Consider the following 14,490-nt stretch of genomic DNA (forward strand, 5'->3'; position numbering starts at 1 on the left):
CGTTCTGCAGAGCGGGTCGCGTCGCGCTGCTTCGAATCGCTGACACGCGATTCTCACACTCGCGCTCGTGCGGGGTCAGCACTACGGAGGCTCGCCTCTGCTGATCCCGGATCGAAGGTCGAGAGCGCGGATCGCGGCGTCCGGTCTTTCGAGAAGTCAGGCTAGCTGTGCAGAACGACAGTCAGGAGGGGGGCCCGGACGCCATCGTGGCTGACGGGCGCTGTCGGCTGAGGTTCTGCATCCGACCGATTCGATGCTCGATGAGCAGGACTCCCGCGGACGGACCGCATTCACGCCCGGGCTTCGCCCGAGGCTCTCACCCCGGGCCGCCGCCGTCGCTGACCGGGGACGGCGCCTTCCCCTCGCTGATCGAGTAGCCCGCGGAGCGGGCGTATCGAGATCCACCGACGACGGACGCGCGGGGAGCGGTCACCCGCCCCGCGCGCGGCGGATGCGCGTCAGACGATCGAGAGCAGGACGTGGCCCGCGGAGACCGTCGTGCCCGCCTCGGCGGCCAGGCCCGTCACGACGCCGTCCTTGTGGGCGGTGAGCGGCTGCTCCATCTTCATCGCCTCGAGCACCACGACGAGGTCGCCCGCCACGACGCTGTCGCCCTCGGCGACGGCCACCTTCACGATCGTCGCCTGCATCGGCGAGGTGACCGAGTCGCCCGTCACGGTGCTGACCGAGCCCGAGCCGCGGCGCTTGGGGGCGCTCGCGGCCGAGGCCGAGCGCACCGGGCCGGAGGAGCGCATCAGGTCGCCCGGCAGCGACACCTCGACGCGGCGCCCGTCGACCTCCACGACCACGCTCTGACGTGCTGCGGCCTCCGGGGCCGCTCCCGGCTCACCGCTCCACGGCTCGATCGTGTTGTCGAACTCGGTCTCGATCCAGCGCGTGCAGATCGAGAACGGGGCGTCGCCCTCCGGCGCGAAGGCGGGGTCGCGCACGATCGCGCGGTGGAAGGGGAGGACGGTCGGCAGACCGGTGACCTCGAACTCCTCGAGGGCGCGGCGCGAGCGCTCCAGCGCCTCCGCGCGGGTGCTGCCGGTCACGATCAGCTTGGCGAGCAGCGAGTCGAACGAGCCCGAGATCACGTCGCCCGAGGACGACGCCGGAGTCGACGCGCACGCCGGGTCCGCCCGGCGCCTTGAAGACGTGCACGGGGCCGGGGGCGGGCAGGAAGCCGCGTCCCGCGTCCTCGCCGTTGATGCGGAACTCGAAGGAGTGGCCGCGGGGAGCCGGGTCGTCGTAGTCGAGGACACCGCCCTCGGCGAGGCGGAACTGCTCGCGGACGAGGTCGATGCCCGTGATCTCCTCCGAGACCGGGTGCTCGACCTGGAGCCGGGTGTTGACCTCGAGGAACGAGACGGTGCCGTCCTTGCCCACGAGGAACTCGCAGGTGCCGGCGCCCTGGTAGCCGACCTCGCGGAGGATCGCCTTGGACGCGCGGTAGAGCTCGGCGTTCTGCTCGTCCGCGAGGAACGGCGCGGGCGCCTCCTCGACGAGCTTCTGGTGACGACGCTGCAGCGAGCAGTCGCGGGTGGAGACGACGACGACGTTGCCGTGGGCGTCCGCCAGGCACTGCGTCTCGACGTGCCGGGGCTGGTCGAGGTACTTCTCGACGAAGCACTCGCCGCGGCCGAAGGCGGCGACCGCCTCGGCGGGTGGCGGAGGCGAACATCTCCTCGACCTCGTCGCGCTCGCGGGCGACCTTGAGGCCGCGACCGCCGCCTCCGAACGCCGCCTTGATGGCGACGGGCAGACCGTGCTGATCGACGAACTCGAGCACCTCGGCCGCGCCCGAGACGGGGTTCAGGGTTCCGGGGGCCAGCGGCGCGCCGACCTTCTCGGCCACGTGGCGCGCCGAGACCTTGTCGCCGAGGCGCTCGATGGCGTCGGGGCTCGGGCCGATCCAGACGAGCCCGGCGTCGATGACCGCGCGGGCGAAGTCGGCGTTCTCTGCGAGGAAGCCGTAGCCGGGGTGGACCGCGTCGGCGCCGGAGCGGCGGGCGACCGAGAGGAGCTTCTCGATGACGAGGTAGGTCTCGGCGCTGGTGGTGCCGCCGAGGGCGTACGACTCGTCGGCGAGGCGGCTGTGCACCGCGTCGCGGTCCTGGTCGGCGTAGACGGCGACCGACGCGATACCGCTGTCGCGGGCGGCTCGGATGACTCGGACGGCGATCTCGCCTCGGTTGGCGATGAGCACCTTCGTAATACGCGACATGGTTCCCCACCCTAGGGGCCCGCTCGGCGATGCCTGTGGCGGCTCACCACAAAGAAGAGCGGGGGCTTCGTCGGTTCCTCACAACCCCCGCGGACTCAGCGGTTCCAGAGCGCCGTCCAGGGCACGCCGAGCTCGCGCACCAGCGAGCGGAGGGTCGGCACGGACATGCCGACGACGGTCGAGGGGTCGCCCTCGATCCGGGAGATGAACCCGGCTCCGCGTCCGTCGATGGTGAACGCTCCGGCCACCTCGAGCGGCTCTCCCGTGGCGATGTAGGCGTCGATCTCGTCGTCCTCGATGTCGGCGGCGAAGTGGACGGCCGCGGAGGTGACCGCCCCGGTCTCGGCGCGGACCCGCCCGCCGCGGTGGTCGATCAGCCAGTGACCCGAGTGGAGGCGCCCCTCCCTGCCGCGCTGGGCCCGCCAGCGCTCCCGCGCCCGCTCCGGCTCGTGCGGCTTGCCGTGCACCACGCCGTCGAGCACGAAGGCGGAGTCGCCGCCCAGCACCAGCCCGTCGATCCGCGGTCCGAGGACGGCACGGGCCTTCGCCCGTGCGAGCAGGGCGACGGTCCCGTCGGCGTCGAGCGGCGCACCCGCCTCCTCCTCGGCGCGGGCGACGGCCGCGGGCTCGTCGACCTCCGAGGGCACGACCACCGGCTCGATGCCCGAGGCCCGGCAGCAGCGCCAGGCGCGCGGGGGAGGTGGAGGCGAGGTAGAGGCGCATGCGTGCTCCCTGCGGCCGGGCCCCCGCTGTGGGATGCTCGATGGATGTCGAAGTCCGCGTCCTGCACACCCTCCCGTCCCTCCGAGGACGACGGCGCACTCGGGACGCAGGTCGAGCTCGAGATTAGCAACGTGGCCCACGGCGGCGTGTTCGTCGCCCGCCACGAGGGCCGCGTCGTCTTCGTCCCCGACGTGCTCCCCCGGGGAGCGGGTGCGCGCCCGCATCAGCGAGGTCCGTCACGACAGCTTCTGGCGCGCCGACGCCCTCGAGGTGCTCGAGGCCTCGCCGCACCGGGTGCCCCACGCTCTGGCCGAGGCCGCCATCGAGCGCCGGACCGGAGGAGCGCGTCGGCGGAGCCGAGTTCGGGCACGCGGCGCTGGAGCACCAGCGCACCCTCAAGCGGGCGGTCCTCGAGGACGCCTTCTCCCGCTTCGCCCGCCGCGAGGTGAGCGTCGAGGTGTCGACGATCGCCGGTGACGACGGCACGCGGGGTCTGGGCTGGCGCACGAGGAACCGCCTGCACGTGGACGACGAGGGCAGGGTCGGCCCCTACGCCTCGCGCAGCCACCACGTCGTCACGGTGGAGAGCCTGCCGCTCGCGACCGCGGCTTCCTCCGCGGCCGCGCCCTCGCCGATCGGCTCGCACCCGGCTCCGTGGTCGACCTCGTCGATGCGGCGGGTTCCGACGGCGCGGCCGTCCTCGTGCACGACCCCTCCGACAAGCGTGCGCGCCGCGATCGGACCGTCGTCACCGAGTTCGTCGCCGACCGCACCTTCCGCGTCGACCGCGCCGGCTTCTGGCAGGTGCACCGCGGCGCCGCCACGGCGCTGTTCGACGCCGTGCAGTCGGCCCTCGACGTCGAGCTGAGCGATCCGCGGGCCGCGAACCACGACCCCTACGGCGGAGTCGGCCTGCTCGCGGCCGCGCTCGCCGACCGTCTCGGCGCCGGCGTCCGCGTGACGAGCGTCGAGAGCGACTCCCGGGCCACCGAGCACGCGCTCGAGAACCTGTCCGACCAGGTCGGCGCCCGCGCCGTCACCGCGCGGGTCGACCGCTACCTCCGCGACGCGATCGCCCAGGCGGACGCCCGCGAGCGGAGCGCTGGCGCTCGGCGACCGTCGTCCTCGATCCGCCGCGCTCCGGTGCGGGCCGCGCGGTCACCGATGCGCTGGTCGAGCTCGCGCCGGCGCAGCTGGTCTACGTCGCCTGCGACCCGGTCGCCCTCGCGCGCGACGTCGGAGCGCTCACCGCCGGCGGGTACGAGCTGGAGCGGCTGGACGGCTTCGACCTCTTCCCGAACACCTCGCACGTCGAGGCCGTCGCCCGCCTCTCGCGCCGCTCCGGCTGACCCCGCCCTCGCTACGATGATCCCCGATGGAGTGGACGGATGAACGCTGAGCCCGCCGAGGATCCGCGCGTGCGCGTGGCCATCGTCGACGACCACGAGTCGGTGCGCCTCGGGGTCGCCGCCGCGATCGATGCCGCGGGGATGCACGTGGTCGCCGCCGCAGAGACGGTCCGAGCGCTCGAGCAGGTGGTCGGCGGAGCCGAGATCGAGGTCCTGGTCCTGGACCTCTCGCTGAACGACGGATCGAGCATCACCGCCAACGTGAAGTGGGGCCAGGTCCGCGGATCCGCCGTCCTCGTGCACAGCATCGCCGACCGGGTCGTCGCGGTGCGGGAGGCGCTCGCCGCCGGTGCCGCCGGCGTGATCCCGAAGTCTTCCCCGATGTCGACGGTCGTCGCCGCGATCCGGACGGTCGCCCGGGGCGAGGTGCTGAACAACCTCGAGTGGGCGTCGGCGATCGACGCCGACGACGACTTCGCCCGGGCCGTGCTGGGTCGCCGCGAACGCGATGTCCTGCACCTGTACGCCTCCGGTCTGCCGTTGAAGCTCGTCGCCGACCGGCTGCAGATCTCGGTGTCGACGGCCAAGGAGTACCTCGACCGGATCCGCGACAAGTACGTCGAGATCAGCCGGCCGGCGCCCACCAAGGTCGACCTCCTGCGCCGCGCCGTGGAGGACGGGATCCTGCCCGGCATCGATCCGGACGACGGCGATGTCGGCCGCTGAGGTCGCTCCCGCCCGCGCGCACGCCAACCGGACGCGCATCGACCGCATCATCGGCACGGTCGTCTCGTTCTTCGGCTTCGGCTTCGCCCTGCAGACGATCCCGCCGATCCTGAACCAGCTGCCGGACCTCGTGCCCGCGGTCGCGTGGCCGGTGCTCGTGCTCGTCTTCGGTGCGATGGCGGCGTCGGTCGTCACCGCCGTGCTGGGGCGCGGCACCAGGGTCACCGCCGTGCTCGCCGCCGGCGGCCTCCTGATCGCGCTCCTGACCTGGCCGCTCGCGGTCCAGCCGGGCGTCGCGACGGACACGCCCTGGGTCTACTACCTGCTGACGATCGGGACCGCCTTCTGCACCGTGGTCGCTCCGCTGCGCGTCGTCATCGTGTACGCGGTCCTCACCCCCGTCCTCTTCGGCGTCCTGCGCGTGCTCCCCGCCGGTGGCGCGGCGGAGCCGACCCGCGCGGTGCTCGACGCCTTTTACGTCGGCATCGTGGGCTTCGTCATGATGGTCCTCATCACGGTGCTGCGTCAGTCGGCCGACGAGGTCGATCGGGCCCAGACGACCGCGATGGAGCAGTACGAGGCCGCCATGCGCCAGCACGCGGGCGAGGTCGAGCGGATCGAGGTCGACGCTCTCGTGCACGACAACGTGCTGGCCACTCTGCTCGCCGCGGCCACCGCCGAGTCGCCGGCCGAGCGCTCGCTCGTCGCCTCCATGGCGCGGCGGACGCTGGCGGTCCTGCTCCCCGAGAAGGAGTCGGAGGTGGCGGAGGGAGCGGTGCCCCTCGAGCTGGTCGAGCGTCAGCTCGCGCACGCCGCCTCCACGTTCTCGGCGGTGAACGACGTGCGGATCGCCGACGGTGCCGACGGGAGGACCGACGCGGTCCCGCGCGCGGTCGCCGAGGCCGTGCTCGGCGCGGTGTGGCAGGCGCTCACGAACAGCGTCCAGCACGCAGGCCTGAGCGATCGGGTGCGCAGGAGCGTCACCGGGCTGCTCCGCGGAGATGCGGTCGCGGTCGTGGTCGAGGACGACGGACGGGGCTTCCGGGTGTCCGAGGTGCCGCGCGAGCGCCTCGGGATCCGCCTCTCGATCCTCGAGCGGGTCCACAACGTCGACGGAGAGGCCGGGGTCGAGTCGAGTCCGGGGCGGGGCACGCGGGTCAGCATCGCCTGGACCGCGGCCGCGCAGGCGGTCCGGTCGGGAGCGCGCTCGTGATCGCCTACCCGCGACCGCTGCTCTACGCGCTCGGCGCCGGCTTCTCGCTCTACCACGTCGTCCTCGCCTTCTTCTCGTTCCGGAATCCTCGCCCGCGAGCGTCTTCGACCTGGTCGCGGTCGCCGTCTACGTCGCGGCGACCGTCCTCGCCCTGTGGCCGGGATCGACGACCCGGATGGAGGTCGGCGCTCGCCGCCGGAATGACGGCGGTCGCGATCGCCCTCCCGCTCCTGGTCGCACCGACGCAGGACCCCACCGCGTCGAACGGGTACTCCACGTGGTACATCGCGGCTGTCGGCACGCTCATGACCATCGTCTGCGCGCGCAGCCGCCCCGCCTTCGCCTGGGCAGGCATGCTCTTCCTCGCCGTCCACACCGTGGCGTGGGCCGGCCCGATCGCCCTCGCGACGCTCGGCGTCATCGGCGGTCTCGCTCTGGGTCGGGATCGCGCAGTTGCTCATCATCGAGCTCGGCCGGGCCGGCTCGGAGGCGCGCGTCCTCGAGGCGGCCGAACGCGCGGCGACGTCGTGGCGGGCGGCGGAGGAGGCGCACCTCTCCGAGCGCGAGGTGCGCCTGGATCAGACCCGCGCCATCGCCTCCGAGATGCTCCGCCGCATCGCCACGGGCGGCTCGGGGCTGTCGGACGAGGAGCGCCGCGAGTGCCGTCTCCTCGAGGCGTCCGTGCGCGACGAGATCCGGGGCCGGCGGCTGCTGGACGACCGGGTCCGCCGGTTGGTCCTCGACGCGCGTCGACGGGGAGTGACCGTCTCGGTGCTCGATGACGGCGGGCTCGACCACACTTCCGAGGAGGAGAGCAGTCGCGTGCTGAGCGAGCTCGCCCAGGCGCTCGGAGGGATCCGCGACGGCGTGGACCGCATCGTCGTGCGGACCGCCTCCGCCGACTCGCCGTCGGCCGTGACGGTGGTCGGTCTGCGGACGGCGGACGACGGCGGTGCCGGCGCGCTGGGCTCCGACGACTCCGCGGACGAGGTCGACGCCTGGGTCGAGATCCGCCGCGACGGGCGCGGCGCGTAGCCTCCCGGCCTCGGGGGTCTCGGAGGTGCGCCGCCGTCGACGAGGAGCCCGCCTGACGTCGCTCCCCGCCCGACCCGATCGCGGAACCGTGCCGCACCGGGGCACCGGAACGGACCGGTCAGAAGAGTGCGGCGGGCTGTCCACTCCTCCGAAGAGGGGGCCCAGCCTGCCGTCAAACCCCGAGTGAGGGCAATAACCCGAATATCGCCCTCACTCGCCCCCAAAACACCCGCCTCGTTACCCTGGTCGGCGAGTGATTGGCGATGCTCTCTCCGAGGAGTGAACACCTAACACGGATAATCATGCTCAGTCCGGACGCCCCCAGATAGTCGTCACTTTAGTGGGACTAATCGGGGTACCAAATTCGAGGCTCTTACGGAAGGCGTCCCCCTGGACGGGCGACAGCCGCCCGGTGGGGCTCAGCCGGAGAACGAGCGCCAGGCCCGGGGCCAGGTGCAGCGGCGCGCGGACGGCGTTCGAGCGGTCGTTCCAGCCGCTCACGAGCTCGGCCGATTCCTCCGGCACGTCGGCCGCCTGAGCGGCGAGGGCGGTGACGACAGCGGTCAGCAAGGCGGCGATCTCGCGATCGCCGAGAACCGGGGGTGGAGATCACGACGGAGGGGGAGGAGTCCTGAGCACTCATCCCGCGACGGTACCGCATGCCACTCGCGGCCGACGCGCGGCGGGGTGTCATTATGCTGACGCCGGACGCCGCTGGAGCGACGACCGCACCGTTCTCGAACCGGGAGTCCCATCGTGCCGTCGTGGATCCCTCCGCGCGCCTCCGCCGCCGCCCGCTCCGTGATCGCGGGGGCGCGCCGCTCGCCCGTCGCCGTGGCGGTCGTGTCCCTCCTCCTGGTCGCGAGCACCCTCGCCGGAACGACGGCGGGACCCGCCCTCGGCGCTCACCGGGCAGACGTGGGCCGCGGGACCGGGCACGACCCTCGCCGGGCGCCCCTGGACGGCGGTGACGGCTCTGCTCATCGCCTCGGATCCGCTGCAGCTCGTCCTCGACGCGGTCACTGGTGCTCCGTGGTGCTCGTGATCGCCGAACGGCGCCTCGGGCCGCTGCGCACCGCGCTCTCGTTCGTCGTCACGGGCGCGATCGGAGTGACGACCGGGTCGCTCCTGCAGGTCGTGGGAGCCGCGGCAGGCGAGTGGTGGGGCGAGCGACACCCTCGGCGACCTCACCTTCGATCCTCTGATCGGGGCGGTCGGCGCGCTGATGGCTTCCACGGCCGTCACGGGTGCGCTGTGGCGCCGCAGACTGCGGGTGACGACCTTCGCCGTCGTGCTGATGTTCGTGCTCTACGCCGGCGACTCCGCCGACGTCCACCGCCTGCTCGCCGGGCTCGCGGGTCTCGTGCTCGGCGCGGTCCTGTCGGGCGGAGTCGCAGGGCTCCGCCCCGCCGGATCGCACCCAGCTCGCATCGCGAGTCGCGGGGCCTCCTCGCCGTGATCGTGGCGGTCACCGCTCTGGGACCGCTGGTGGCCGTGCTCTCCGACTCCGGGTACGGTCCCTTCTCGTTCCTCGGCCGACTGCTCCAGAACGCGTTCACCGGGACGGGTGACCTCGAGGACCCGTGCACCCGCCTCGCGCGGCACTGCACGCACCACGTCAGGCTCAGCCTCGCCGAGCCCGGAGCGATCCTGCTGGCCTTCGTGCCGATGGTCCTGCTGCTCGTGGCCGCCGGAGGCCTGCGGTCCGGGCGGCGCCTCGGGCTCGTCCTCGCCCTCGGTGTGAACGGCGCCATCGTCGTGCTCGACGTCCTCTCGCTCCAGCGGACGGCACGGCACCCCGAATTCGCGCACTACACCGAGTACCTGCTCTGGGTGGCGACGACCGTTCTGGTGCCGCTCGCGGTGATGGCGCTCCTCATCGGCGGGCGGCGCCACCCGGATCCGCGCCCCGCGCGCGGCCGCCCGACGCTGGCGGCGCGTCGTCGCCGCGTCCTTCGCCGTCGGGCTGGGCGGCTGCCTGGCCCTCGCCTTCGCCGCGCGGTCGAGCTTCGAGCCGGCCGTCGGCACGGCCCGGCTCGTGGTGGACGGCCTGCTGCGCTTCGTCCCCGTGGTCTTCCTGGGCGGAGCCGGACGGATCGCCGTGCCCCGGGAGCCGCTCGCGCGGTCCGTCTTCGAGTGGGTCGGACCGGTGTTCTGGCTCGTGGTCATCATCGCCGTCCTGGCGCTGCTGCGGGCGACGGACGCCGAGCGGCTGCACGGCGACGAGGCGCGGTACCGCGGGATCCTGGCCCGGCACGGTGCCGGCAGCCTGGGTCATCAGGGCACGTGGCAGGGCAACGACCACTGGATCGCTCCGGACGGCGCAGGGCGGCGTGGCCTACCGCGTCGTGGGAGGGGTGGCGATCGCCCTGTCCGATCCTGCCTGCGCTCCCGGGTGCCGCCGCGAGGTGGTCGACGGCTTCCTCCGTCACTGCGACGAGCACGGCTGGTCGCCCGTCTTCTACAGCGTGCACGACGAGCTGCTGCCCGTGCTCGGCGCCCTCGGCTGGTCCGCGGTCTCGGTCGGCGAGGAGACCGTGATCGACCTCGCCGGCTTCGAGCTCACGGGCAAGCAGTGGCAGAAGGTGCGCTACCCGCTCAATCGCGGTCTGAAGCTCGGCATCCGGGCCGAGTGGACCACCTGGCCGGAGCTGTCGCTCGCCACCGCGAACAGCGTCGTCGACCTCTCGGAGCGCTGGGTCGCCGAGAAGGCGCTGCCCGAGATGGGCTTCACGCTGGGCGGTCTCGACGAGGCGCGCGATCCCGAGGTCGCCCTCCTGCTCGCCGTCGGCCCCGACGGCGTCCCTGCAGGGCGTCACCAGCTGGCTGCCGGTGCGCCGCGAGGGCGCCGTCGTCGGCTGGACCCTCGACTTCATGCGCCGCTCGACGATGCGATGCCGGGGATCATGGAGTTCCTGATCGCTCTCGGCGGCCCTGCGGGCGAAGGGAGGACGGTGCCGAGTTCGTCTCGCTCTCGGGTGCGCCGCTCGCGACCGCTCCGGTCGCGGACGGCGAGGAGCCGCCGGAGCCGACCGTGCTCTCGCGGCTGCTCGAGTTCCTCGCGCGGACTCTCGAACCGGCGTACGGATTCACGTCGCTGTTCCGCTTCAAGGCGAAGTTCCACCCCCGCTACGAAGGCCTCTGGCTCGCGTACTCCCGACGCGCTGCGCCTCCCGCAGATCGGGACCGCCCTCGCCCGCGCGTACCTGCCCGACCTCTCGGCGCGCGACGCCCTCGCCTTCGCTCGCGCACTGGGCGCACGCCCGGAGGCTCGGGAGGCTGTCTCGGAGACGACCGCGGCCTGAACCGCCGGTCGCTCGGTGCGGTCGGCGCCCGCCTACAGGCGCAGCTCGCCCGCCACGACCCGGCCCGCGACGACGGTGAGCGCGGTCGAGTGCGAGCGGGCGTGCCGCCGCAGGAGCTGGAACGCCTCGTCGGGCGAGATCTCGCGGGCGTAGGCGACGGCTCCCTTGGCCTGCTCGATCAGCACCCGGCTGTTCAGAGCGTGCTGGAGCTGGCTGCGCACGGTGTCGCTCTCGACGAGCGCGCGCTGGTGCAGGATCCCGATCGTGGCGACGTCGGCGAACGCCTGCACGACGGCGACGTCCTCGTCGGGCAGCGTCCCCGTCTCCGTGCGGAACAGGTTCAGCGAGCCGATGCATTCGTTCCGGCAGCCGCATGGGCACGCAGTGAACGGAGCGCAGCCCCAGCTCGAGGGCCCGATCGCGGAAGGGCCCCCACGCCGCTCGCACGTCCTCGATGTCGGCGACGATGATCGCCTCGCCCGTGGTGAGGCACTCGAGGCAGGGCCCGGCCTCCTCGCGGAGCTGGAGGAGCCCGATCAGCCGCGAGTCCTCGTCCGTCGACGCGAGGACCTCGGCGACCCCGTTCGCATCGCGCAGGACGATGCCCGCGGACGCCGCGTCGAACAGCGAGACGCTGCGGTCGACGAGGGTCTGGAGCAGTTCGACCGTGTCGTAGTCGTCGACGAGGGTGTCGGAGAGAGTCACGAACGTCTCGATGAGGTCGTGCTCCCGTGTGCGGGCCGCCATGCTGTCGATCCTAGATTTCGAGGGGAGGAGGGGGAAGCCGGTGCGGCGGTCGACGATCTCCTCGGCGACCTCCGAGACCGGGCGGCCCTGGGCGAACGCGTGGGCCCGGAGCAGCAGGAGCGACTCGTCGGCAGTGATGCCGTGACGGGCGAGGATCATGCCCGTCGCCTGGTGGACGAGCCGCCGCGAGTGCACGTTGGCGCTCGCCTCGCCCGCGTCGTCGGTGAGCACCTGGGCGACGACGCGCAGGGCCGTTCCGGGAGATCGGGAGCGGATGCGCTCGATGTCAGCCGTCGAGAGGGGGCGGCGCGGACGTTGTAGAGGTCCACCACTCCCACGTCGAGCCCGGCGATGCGCAGCGGGAAGGCGTAGACCGAGGCCAGTGGCAGCAGACCCGCCTCCGCCGAGAACAGCGGCCAGCGGTCGGCCTCGGCCCGGACGTCGACGACGAGCACCGGGGTCCTCCGGCGGGAGGCCTCCCAGCAGGGTCCCCTCGCCGAGGTCGAGCTGGATCTCGTCGAGCCGAGCGGCGACGTCGTCGGTCGCCGAGACGGTCTCGCCCCCGAAGGAGGAGCCGATGGTCGAGATGGCGGCACCCCGCACCGGGAAGTCGTCGGTGTACGAGATCGACAGGCGGGCGAGGGAGTCCGCGGTCATCCTCGCCCTCCCTCCGTCGCCGACGGTCGATGCCGTCGGCGCCCACGCTGAACAGGGGCGGCGGCGCGGCCCGGGGCCGCTGCCGCCGACGCCTCAGAGCGGGATGTTGCCGTGCTTCTTCGCGGGCAGGTCTCGCGCGCTTGGTGCGCAGTGCCCGCAGCGCCTTGATCACGCTGACCCGGGTCGCGGAGGGCTCGATGACCCCGTCCAGCTCGCCGCGTTCGGCGGCGAGGAACGGGCTCGCCACGTTGTACGTGTACTCGTTCGCCAAGCGCGTGCGGACGGCGGCGACGTCCTCGCCCGCCTCCTCGGCCTTCTTGATCTCGGTGCGGTACAGGATGTTGACCGCACCCTGGCCGCCCATGACCGCGATCTCGGCGGTGGGCCACGCGAGGTTGATGTCGGCTCCCAGCTGCTTGGAGCCCATGACGATGTAGGCGCCGCCGTAGGCCTTGCGCAGGATGACGGTGACCAGCGGCACCGTCGCCTCGGCGTACGCGTAGAGCAGCTTGGCGCCGCGGCGGATGACGCCGGTCCACTCCTGATCGGTGCCGGGGAGGTAGCCGGGCACGTCGACGAGGGTGAGGATCGGGAGGGAGAACGCGTCGCAGAAGCGGACGAAGCGCGAGGCCTTCTCTCCAGCCTCGATGTTGAGGGTGCCGGCCATGGCGCTCGGCTGGTTCGCGATGATGCCGACCGAGCGGCCCTCGACCCGGCCGAAGCCGATGACGATGTTGGGGGCGAACAGCGGCTGCACCTCGAGGAAGTCGCCCTCGTCGACGATGTGCTCGATCACGGCGCGCATGTCGTACGGCTGGTTGGGGCTGTCCGGGATGACCGTGTCGAGGAAGCGGTCCGAGTCGGTGGTCTCGAGGTCGACCTCGTTGTCGAAGACCGGGGCCTGCGAGAGGTTGTTGTCGGGGAGGAAGGAGAGCAGCGTACGCGCGTAGTCGAGCGCGTCGTTCTCGTCGCTCGCGAGGTAGTGCGAGACTCCCGAGATCTTGTTGTGCGTGAGCGCCCCGCCCAGCTTCCTCCATGCCCACGTCCTCGCCCGTGACGGTCTTGATCACGTCGGGGCCGGTGACGAACATCTGGCTGGTCTTGTCGACCATGATCACGAAGTCGGTCAGCGCGGGGGAGTAGACGGCGCCACCGGCCGCCGGTCCGCAGATGATCGAGATCTGGGGGATCACGCCGCTCGCCGCGGTGTTGCGCTCGGAAGATCTCGCCGTACTTGCCCAGGGCGACGACGCCCTCCTGGATCCGCGCTCCGCCGGAGTCGAGGATGCCGATGATCGGGACGCCCGTCTTCAGGGCCAGATCCATCACCTTGATGATCTTCTCGCCGGCGACCTCGCCGAGGAGCCGCCGAAGATCGTGAAGTCCTGCGAGTAGACCGCGACCTGACGGCCGTGGATGGTGCCGGTGCCGGTGACCACGGCATCGCCGTAGGGCCGCTTCTTCTCCATGCCGAAGGCGCGGGTGCGGTGGCGGACGAACTCGTCCAGCTCCACGAACGATCCCGGGTCCAGCAGCGTGTCGATGCGCTCGCGGGCCGTCATCTTGCCCTTGGCGTGCTGCTTCTGGATCGCGGCCTCGCCGCTCGCGGTGACCGCCTCGTGGTATCGGGCCTTGAGGTCGGCGATCTTCCCCGCGGTCGTGTACATGTCGGGCGCGGGACGTTCGATGTTCGCGGTCACCCGCTCACCTTACCGGCGGGGGTGGGGGCGGCCCCTTGTCGTCCGGCCACAGGGAGCGCGGCCCGGGACGGGAGGATGTCGACAAGCACCGCTGCTCCAGCGGGCGGACGGGAGGCGCGGGTACCGTGGCGGGATGCAGCTCCCGCTCTCCGCTCCGTCTCCCCGCAGGTGCTCTGGCTCGGAGAGCGCGGGGTCGACGAACGACGTCCTCCGCGAGCGAGCGACGGCGGATCCCGCCGGGTGGCCGCACCTGTCCGTCGTCGCCACCGACGACCAGCGCGCCGGCCGCGGCCGTCTCGGGCGCGTGTGGCAGGCGCCGCCCGGCGCGCGCGCTGGCCGCGTCGATCCTCGTCGACGCGTCTGCTTCTGCCGGCCGCGGCGGCCGGCTGGCTGCCGCTCGTCGCCGGCGCCGCCTCGCCCGGGCCCTGGCTCCGCTCGTCCACGTGCCGGTCGCGGTGAAGTGGCCCAACGACGTGCTCCTCGACGAGCGCAAGACGTCCGGGATCCTCGCCGAGCGGCTGCCCGACGGGCGCGTGGTCCTGGGCACCGGGGTGAACCTGCTCCTCGGCGAGGACGAGCCGCCCGTGCCGACCGCGACGTCGCTCTCGCTCGTCGGGGCCCGCAGTACCGACGCGGACGCGGTCCTGGCGGCGTACCTCACTGAGCTGTCGGCTCTGCTCGCGCCCCTGCTGGCACGGGGCGACGCGGACGGCGGCGGGCACCGCGGACGCCGTCCGGGAGCGCTGCGGCACGCTCGGGCGTCGCGTCCGCGTGGAGCTGCCGGACGGCTCCGTCCTCGAGGGCGACG

9 protein-coding genes and 8 pseudogenes are annotated in these 14,490 nt (G+C 72.8%); 8 read left to right on the plus strand and 9 right to left on the minus strand.

Translation table 11 applies throughout. The features are described 5' to 3' along the window. Window positions 1-458: 458 nt before the first annotated feature. Together AC0CII_RS01430 and AC0CII_RS01435 are read right to left on the minus strand one after the other, a co-directional pair. Window positions 459-2,227: pseudogene (locus AC0CII_RS01430) on the minus strand (acetyl/propionyl/methylcrotonyl-CoA carboxylase subunit alpha). Between the two features lie 95 nt (window positions 2,228-2,322). Then, window positions 2,323-2,950 (minus strand): annotated as a pseudogene (locus AC0CII_RS01435) (Maf family protein). A 210-nt stretch (window positions 2,951-3,160) separates the two neighbouring features. Here AC0CII_RS01435 and AC0CII_RS01440 point away from each other — a divergent pair. From AC0CII_RS01440 to AC0CII_RS01455, 4 genes are read left to right on the plus strand one after another with little or no spacing between them, the layout of a single operon-like run. Continuing rightward, on the plus strand, window positions 3,161-3,427 hold the full coding sequence (locus AC0CII_RS01440) for a hypothetical protein (RefSeq protein ID WP_465228467.1): 267 nt from the start codon (window positions 3,161-3,163) through the stop codon (window positions 3,425-3,427). After that, window positions 3,424-4,299: a hypothetical protein gene (locus AC0CII_RS01445; RefSeq protein WP_465228468.1), complete on the plus strand. Its 876-nt coding sequence runs from the start codon at window positions 3,424-3,426 to the stop codon at window positions 4,297-4,299. Before AC0CII_RS01440 ends, AC0CII_RS01445 begins: the two co-directional genes overlap by 4 nt. Window positions 4,300-4,338: 39 nt before the next feature. Beyond that, window positions 4,339-5,025 (plus strand): response regulator transcription factor, encoded by a 687-nt coding sequence (locus AC0CII_RS01450; RefSeq protein WP_465228469.1) that lies wholly within the window; start codon window positions 4,339-4,341, stop codon window positions 5,023-5,025. Continuing rightward, window positions 5,012-6,238, plus strand: a complete 1,227-nt coding sequence (locus tag AC0CII_RS01455) for a sensor histidine kinase (protein WP_465228470.1) — start codon at window positions 5,012-5,014, stop codon at window positions 6,236-6,238. Before AC0CII_RS01450 ends, AC0CII_RS01455 begins: the two co-directional genes overlap by 14 nt. Before the next feature lie 49 nt (window positions 6,239-6,287). Here the strand turns inward: AC0CII_RS01455 and AC0CII_RS01460 are convergent, their stop codons facing one another. Beyond that, window positions 6,288-6,593, minus strand: coding sequence for a hypothetical protein (locus AC0CII_RS01460; protein WP_465228471.1), 306 nt, complete (start codon window positions 6,591-6,593; stop codon window positions 6,288-6,290). A gap of 98 nt (window positions 6,594-6,691) precedes the next feature. On the opposite strand from AC0CII_RS01460, the gene AC0CII_RS01465 reads away from it, so the two are divergent. Beyond that, entirely contained in the window at window positions 6,692-7,273 is a 582-nt protein-coding gene (locus AC0CII_RS01465; RefSeq protein ID WP_465228472.1) for a hypothetical protein, read from the plus strand. A gap of 306 nt (window positions 7,274-7,579) precedes the next feature. Here the strand turns inward: AC0CII_RS01465 and AC0CII_RS01470 are convergent, their stop codons facing one another. Continuing rightward, window positions 7,580-7,852, minus strand: a complete 273-nt coding sequence (locus tag AC0CII_RS01470) for an acyl-CoA carboxylase epsilon subunit (protein ID WP_465228598.1) — start codon at window positions 7,850-7,852, stop codon at window positions 7,580-7,582. A 1,778-nt stretch (window positions 7,853-9,630) separates the two neighbouring features. Here AC0CII_RS01470 and AC0CII_RS01475 point away from each other — a divergent pair. Further along, a pseudogene (locus AC0CII_RS01475) lies at window positions 9,631-10,137 on the plus strand (phosphatidylglycerol lysyltransferase domain-containing protein); the annotation flags it as partial. Between the two features lie 140 nt (window positions 10,138-10,277). Beyond that, window positions 10,278-10,367, plus strand: a pseudogene (locus AC0CII_RS01480) (hypothetical protein); the annotation flags it as partial. Between the two features lie 243 nt (window positions 10,368-10,610). On the opposite strand, the gene AC0CII_RS01485 reads toward AC0CII_RS01480, so the two are convergent. From AC0CII_RS01485 to AC0CII_RS01505, 5 genes and pseudogenes are all read right to left on the minus strand, one after another. Continuing rightward, on the minus strand, window positions 10,611-10,868 hold the full coding sequence (locus tag AC0CII_RS01485; protein ID WP_465228473.1) for an ANTAR domain-containing protein: 258 nt from the start codon (window positions 10,866-10,868) through the stop codon (window positions 10,611-10,613). 136 nt (window positions 10,869-11,004) lie between these two features. Beyond that, window positions 11,005-11,556, minus strand: a pseudogene (locus tag AC0CII_RS01490) (ANTAR domain-containing protein); the annotation flags it as partial. Window positions 11,557-11,611: 55 nt separating this feature from the next. Further along, the gene (locus AC0CII_RS01495) at window positions 11,612-13,009 is read right to left on the minus strand and encodes an acyl-CoA carboxylase subunit beta (protein ID WP_465228599.1); all 1,398 of its coding nucleotides are present in this window, start codon (window positions 13,007-13,009) and stop codon (window positions 11,612-11,614) included. Further along, window positions 12,954-13,175 (minus strand): annotated as a pseudogene (locus tag AC0CII_RS01500) (carboxyl transferase domain-containing protein); the annotation flags it as partial. The pseudogene AC0CII_RS01500 and the gene AC0CII_RS01495, both read right to left, overlap by 56 nt. Window positions 13,176-13,245: 70 nt before the next feature. Further along, a pseudogene (locus AC0CII_RS01505) lies at window positions 13,246-13,649 on the minus strand (carboxyl transferase domain-containing protein); the annotation flags it as partial. A gap of 158 nt (window positions 13,650-13,807) precedes the next feature. On the opposite strand from AC0CII_RS01505, the pseudogene AC0CII_RS01510 reads away from it, so the two are divergent. Then, a pseudogene (locus tag AC0CII_RS01510) lies at window positions 13,808-14,161 on the plus strand (hypothetical protein); the annotation flags it as partial. Between the last annotated feature and the right edge of the window lie 329 nt (window positions 14,162-14,490).

This window comes from Rathayibacter sp. AC182, assembly GCF_979253875.1.

What these genes read in the sequence shown, in the direction of transcription:
- AC0CII_RS01450 (WP_465228469.1), top strand. Translation starts at nt 4,339, where the DNA reads ATGAACGCTGAGCCCGCCGAGGATCCGCGCGTGCGCGTGGCCATCGTC.
- AC0CII_RS01455 (WP_465228470.1), top strand. Translation starts at nt 5,012, where the DNA reads ATGTCGGCCGCTGAGGTCGCTCCCGCCCGCGCGCACGCCAACCGGACG.
- AC0CII_RS01460 (WP_465228471.1), bottom strand. Translation starts at nt 6,593, where the DNA reads ATGCCTGCCCAGGCGAAGGCGGGGCGGCTGCGCGCGCAGACGATGGTC.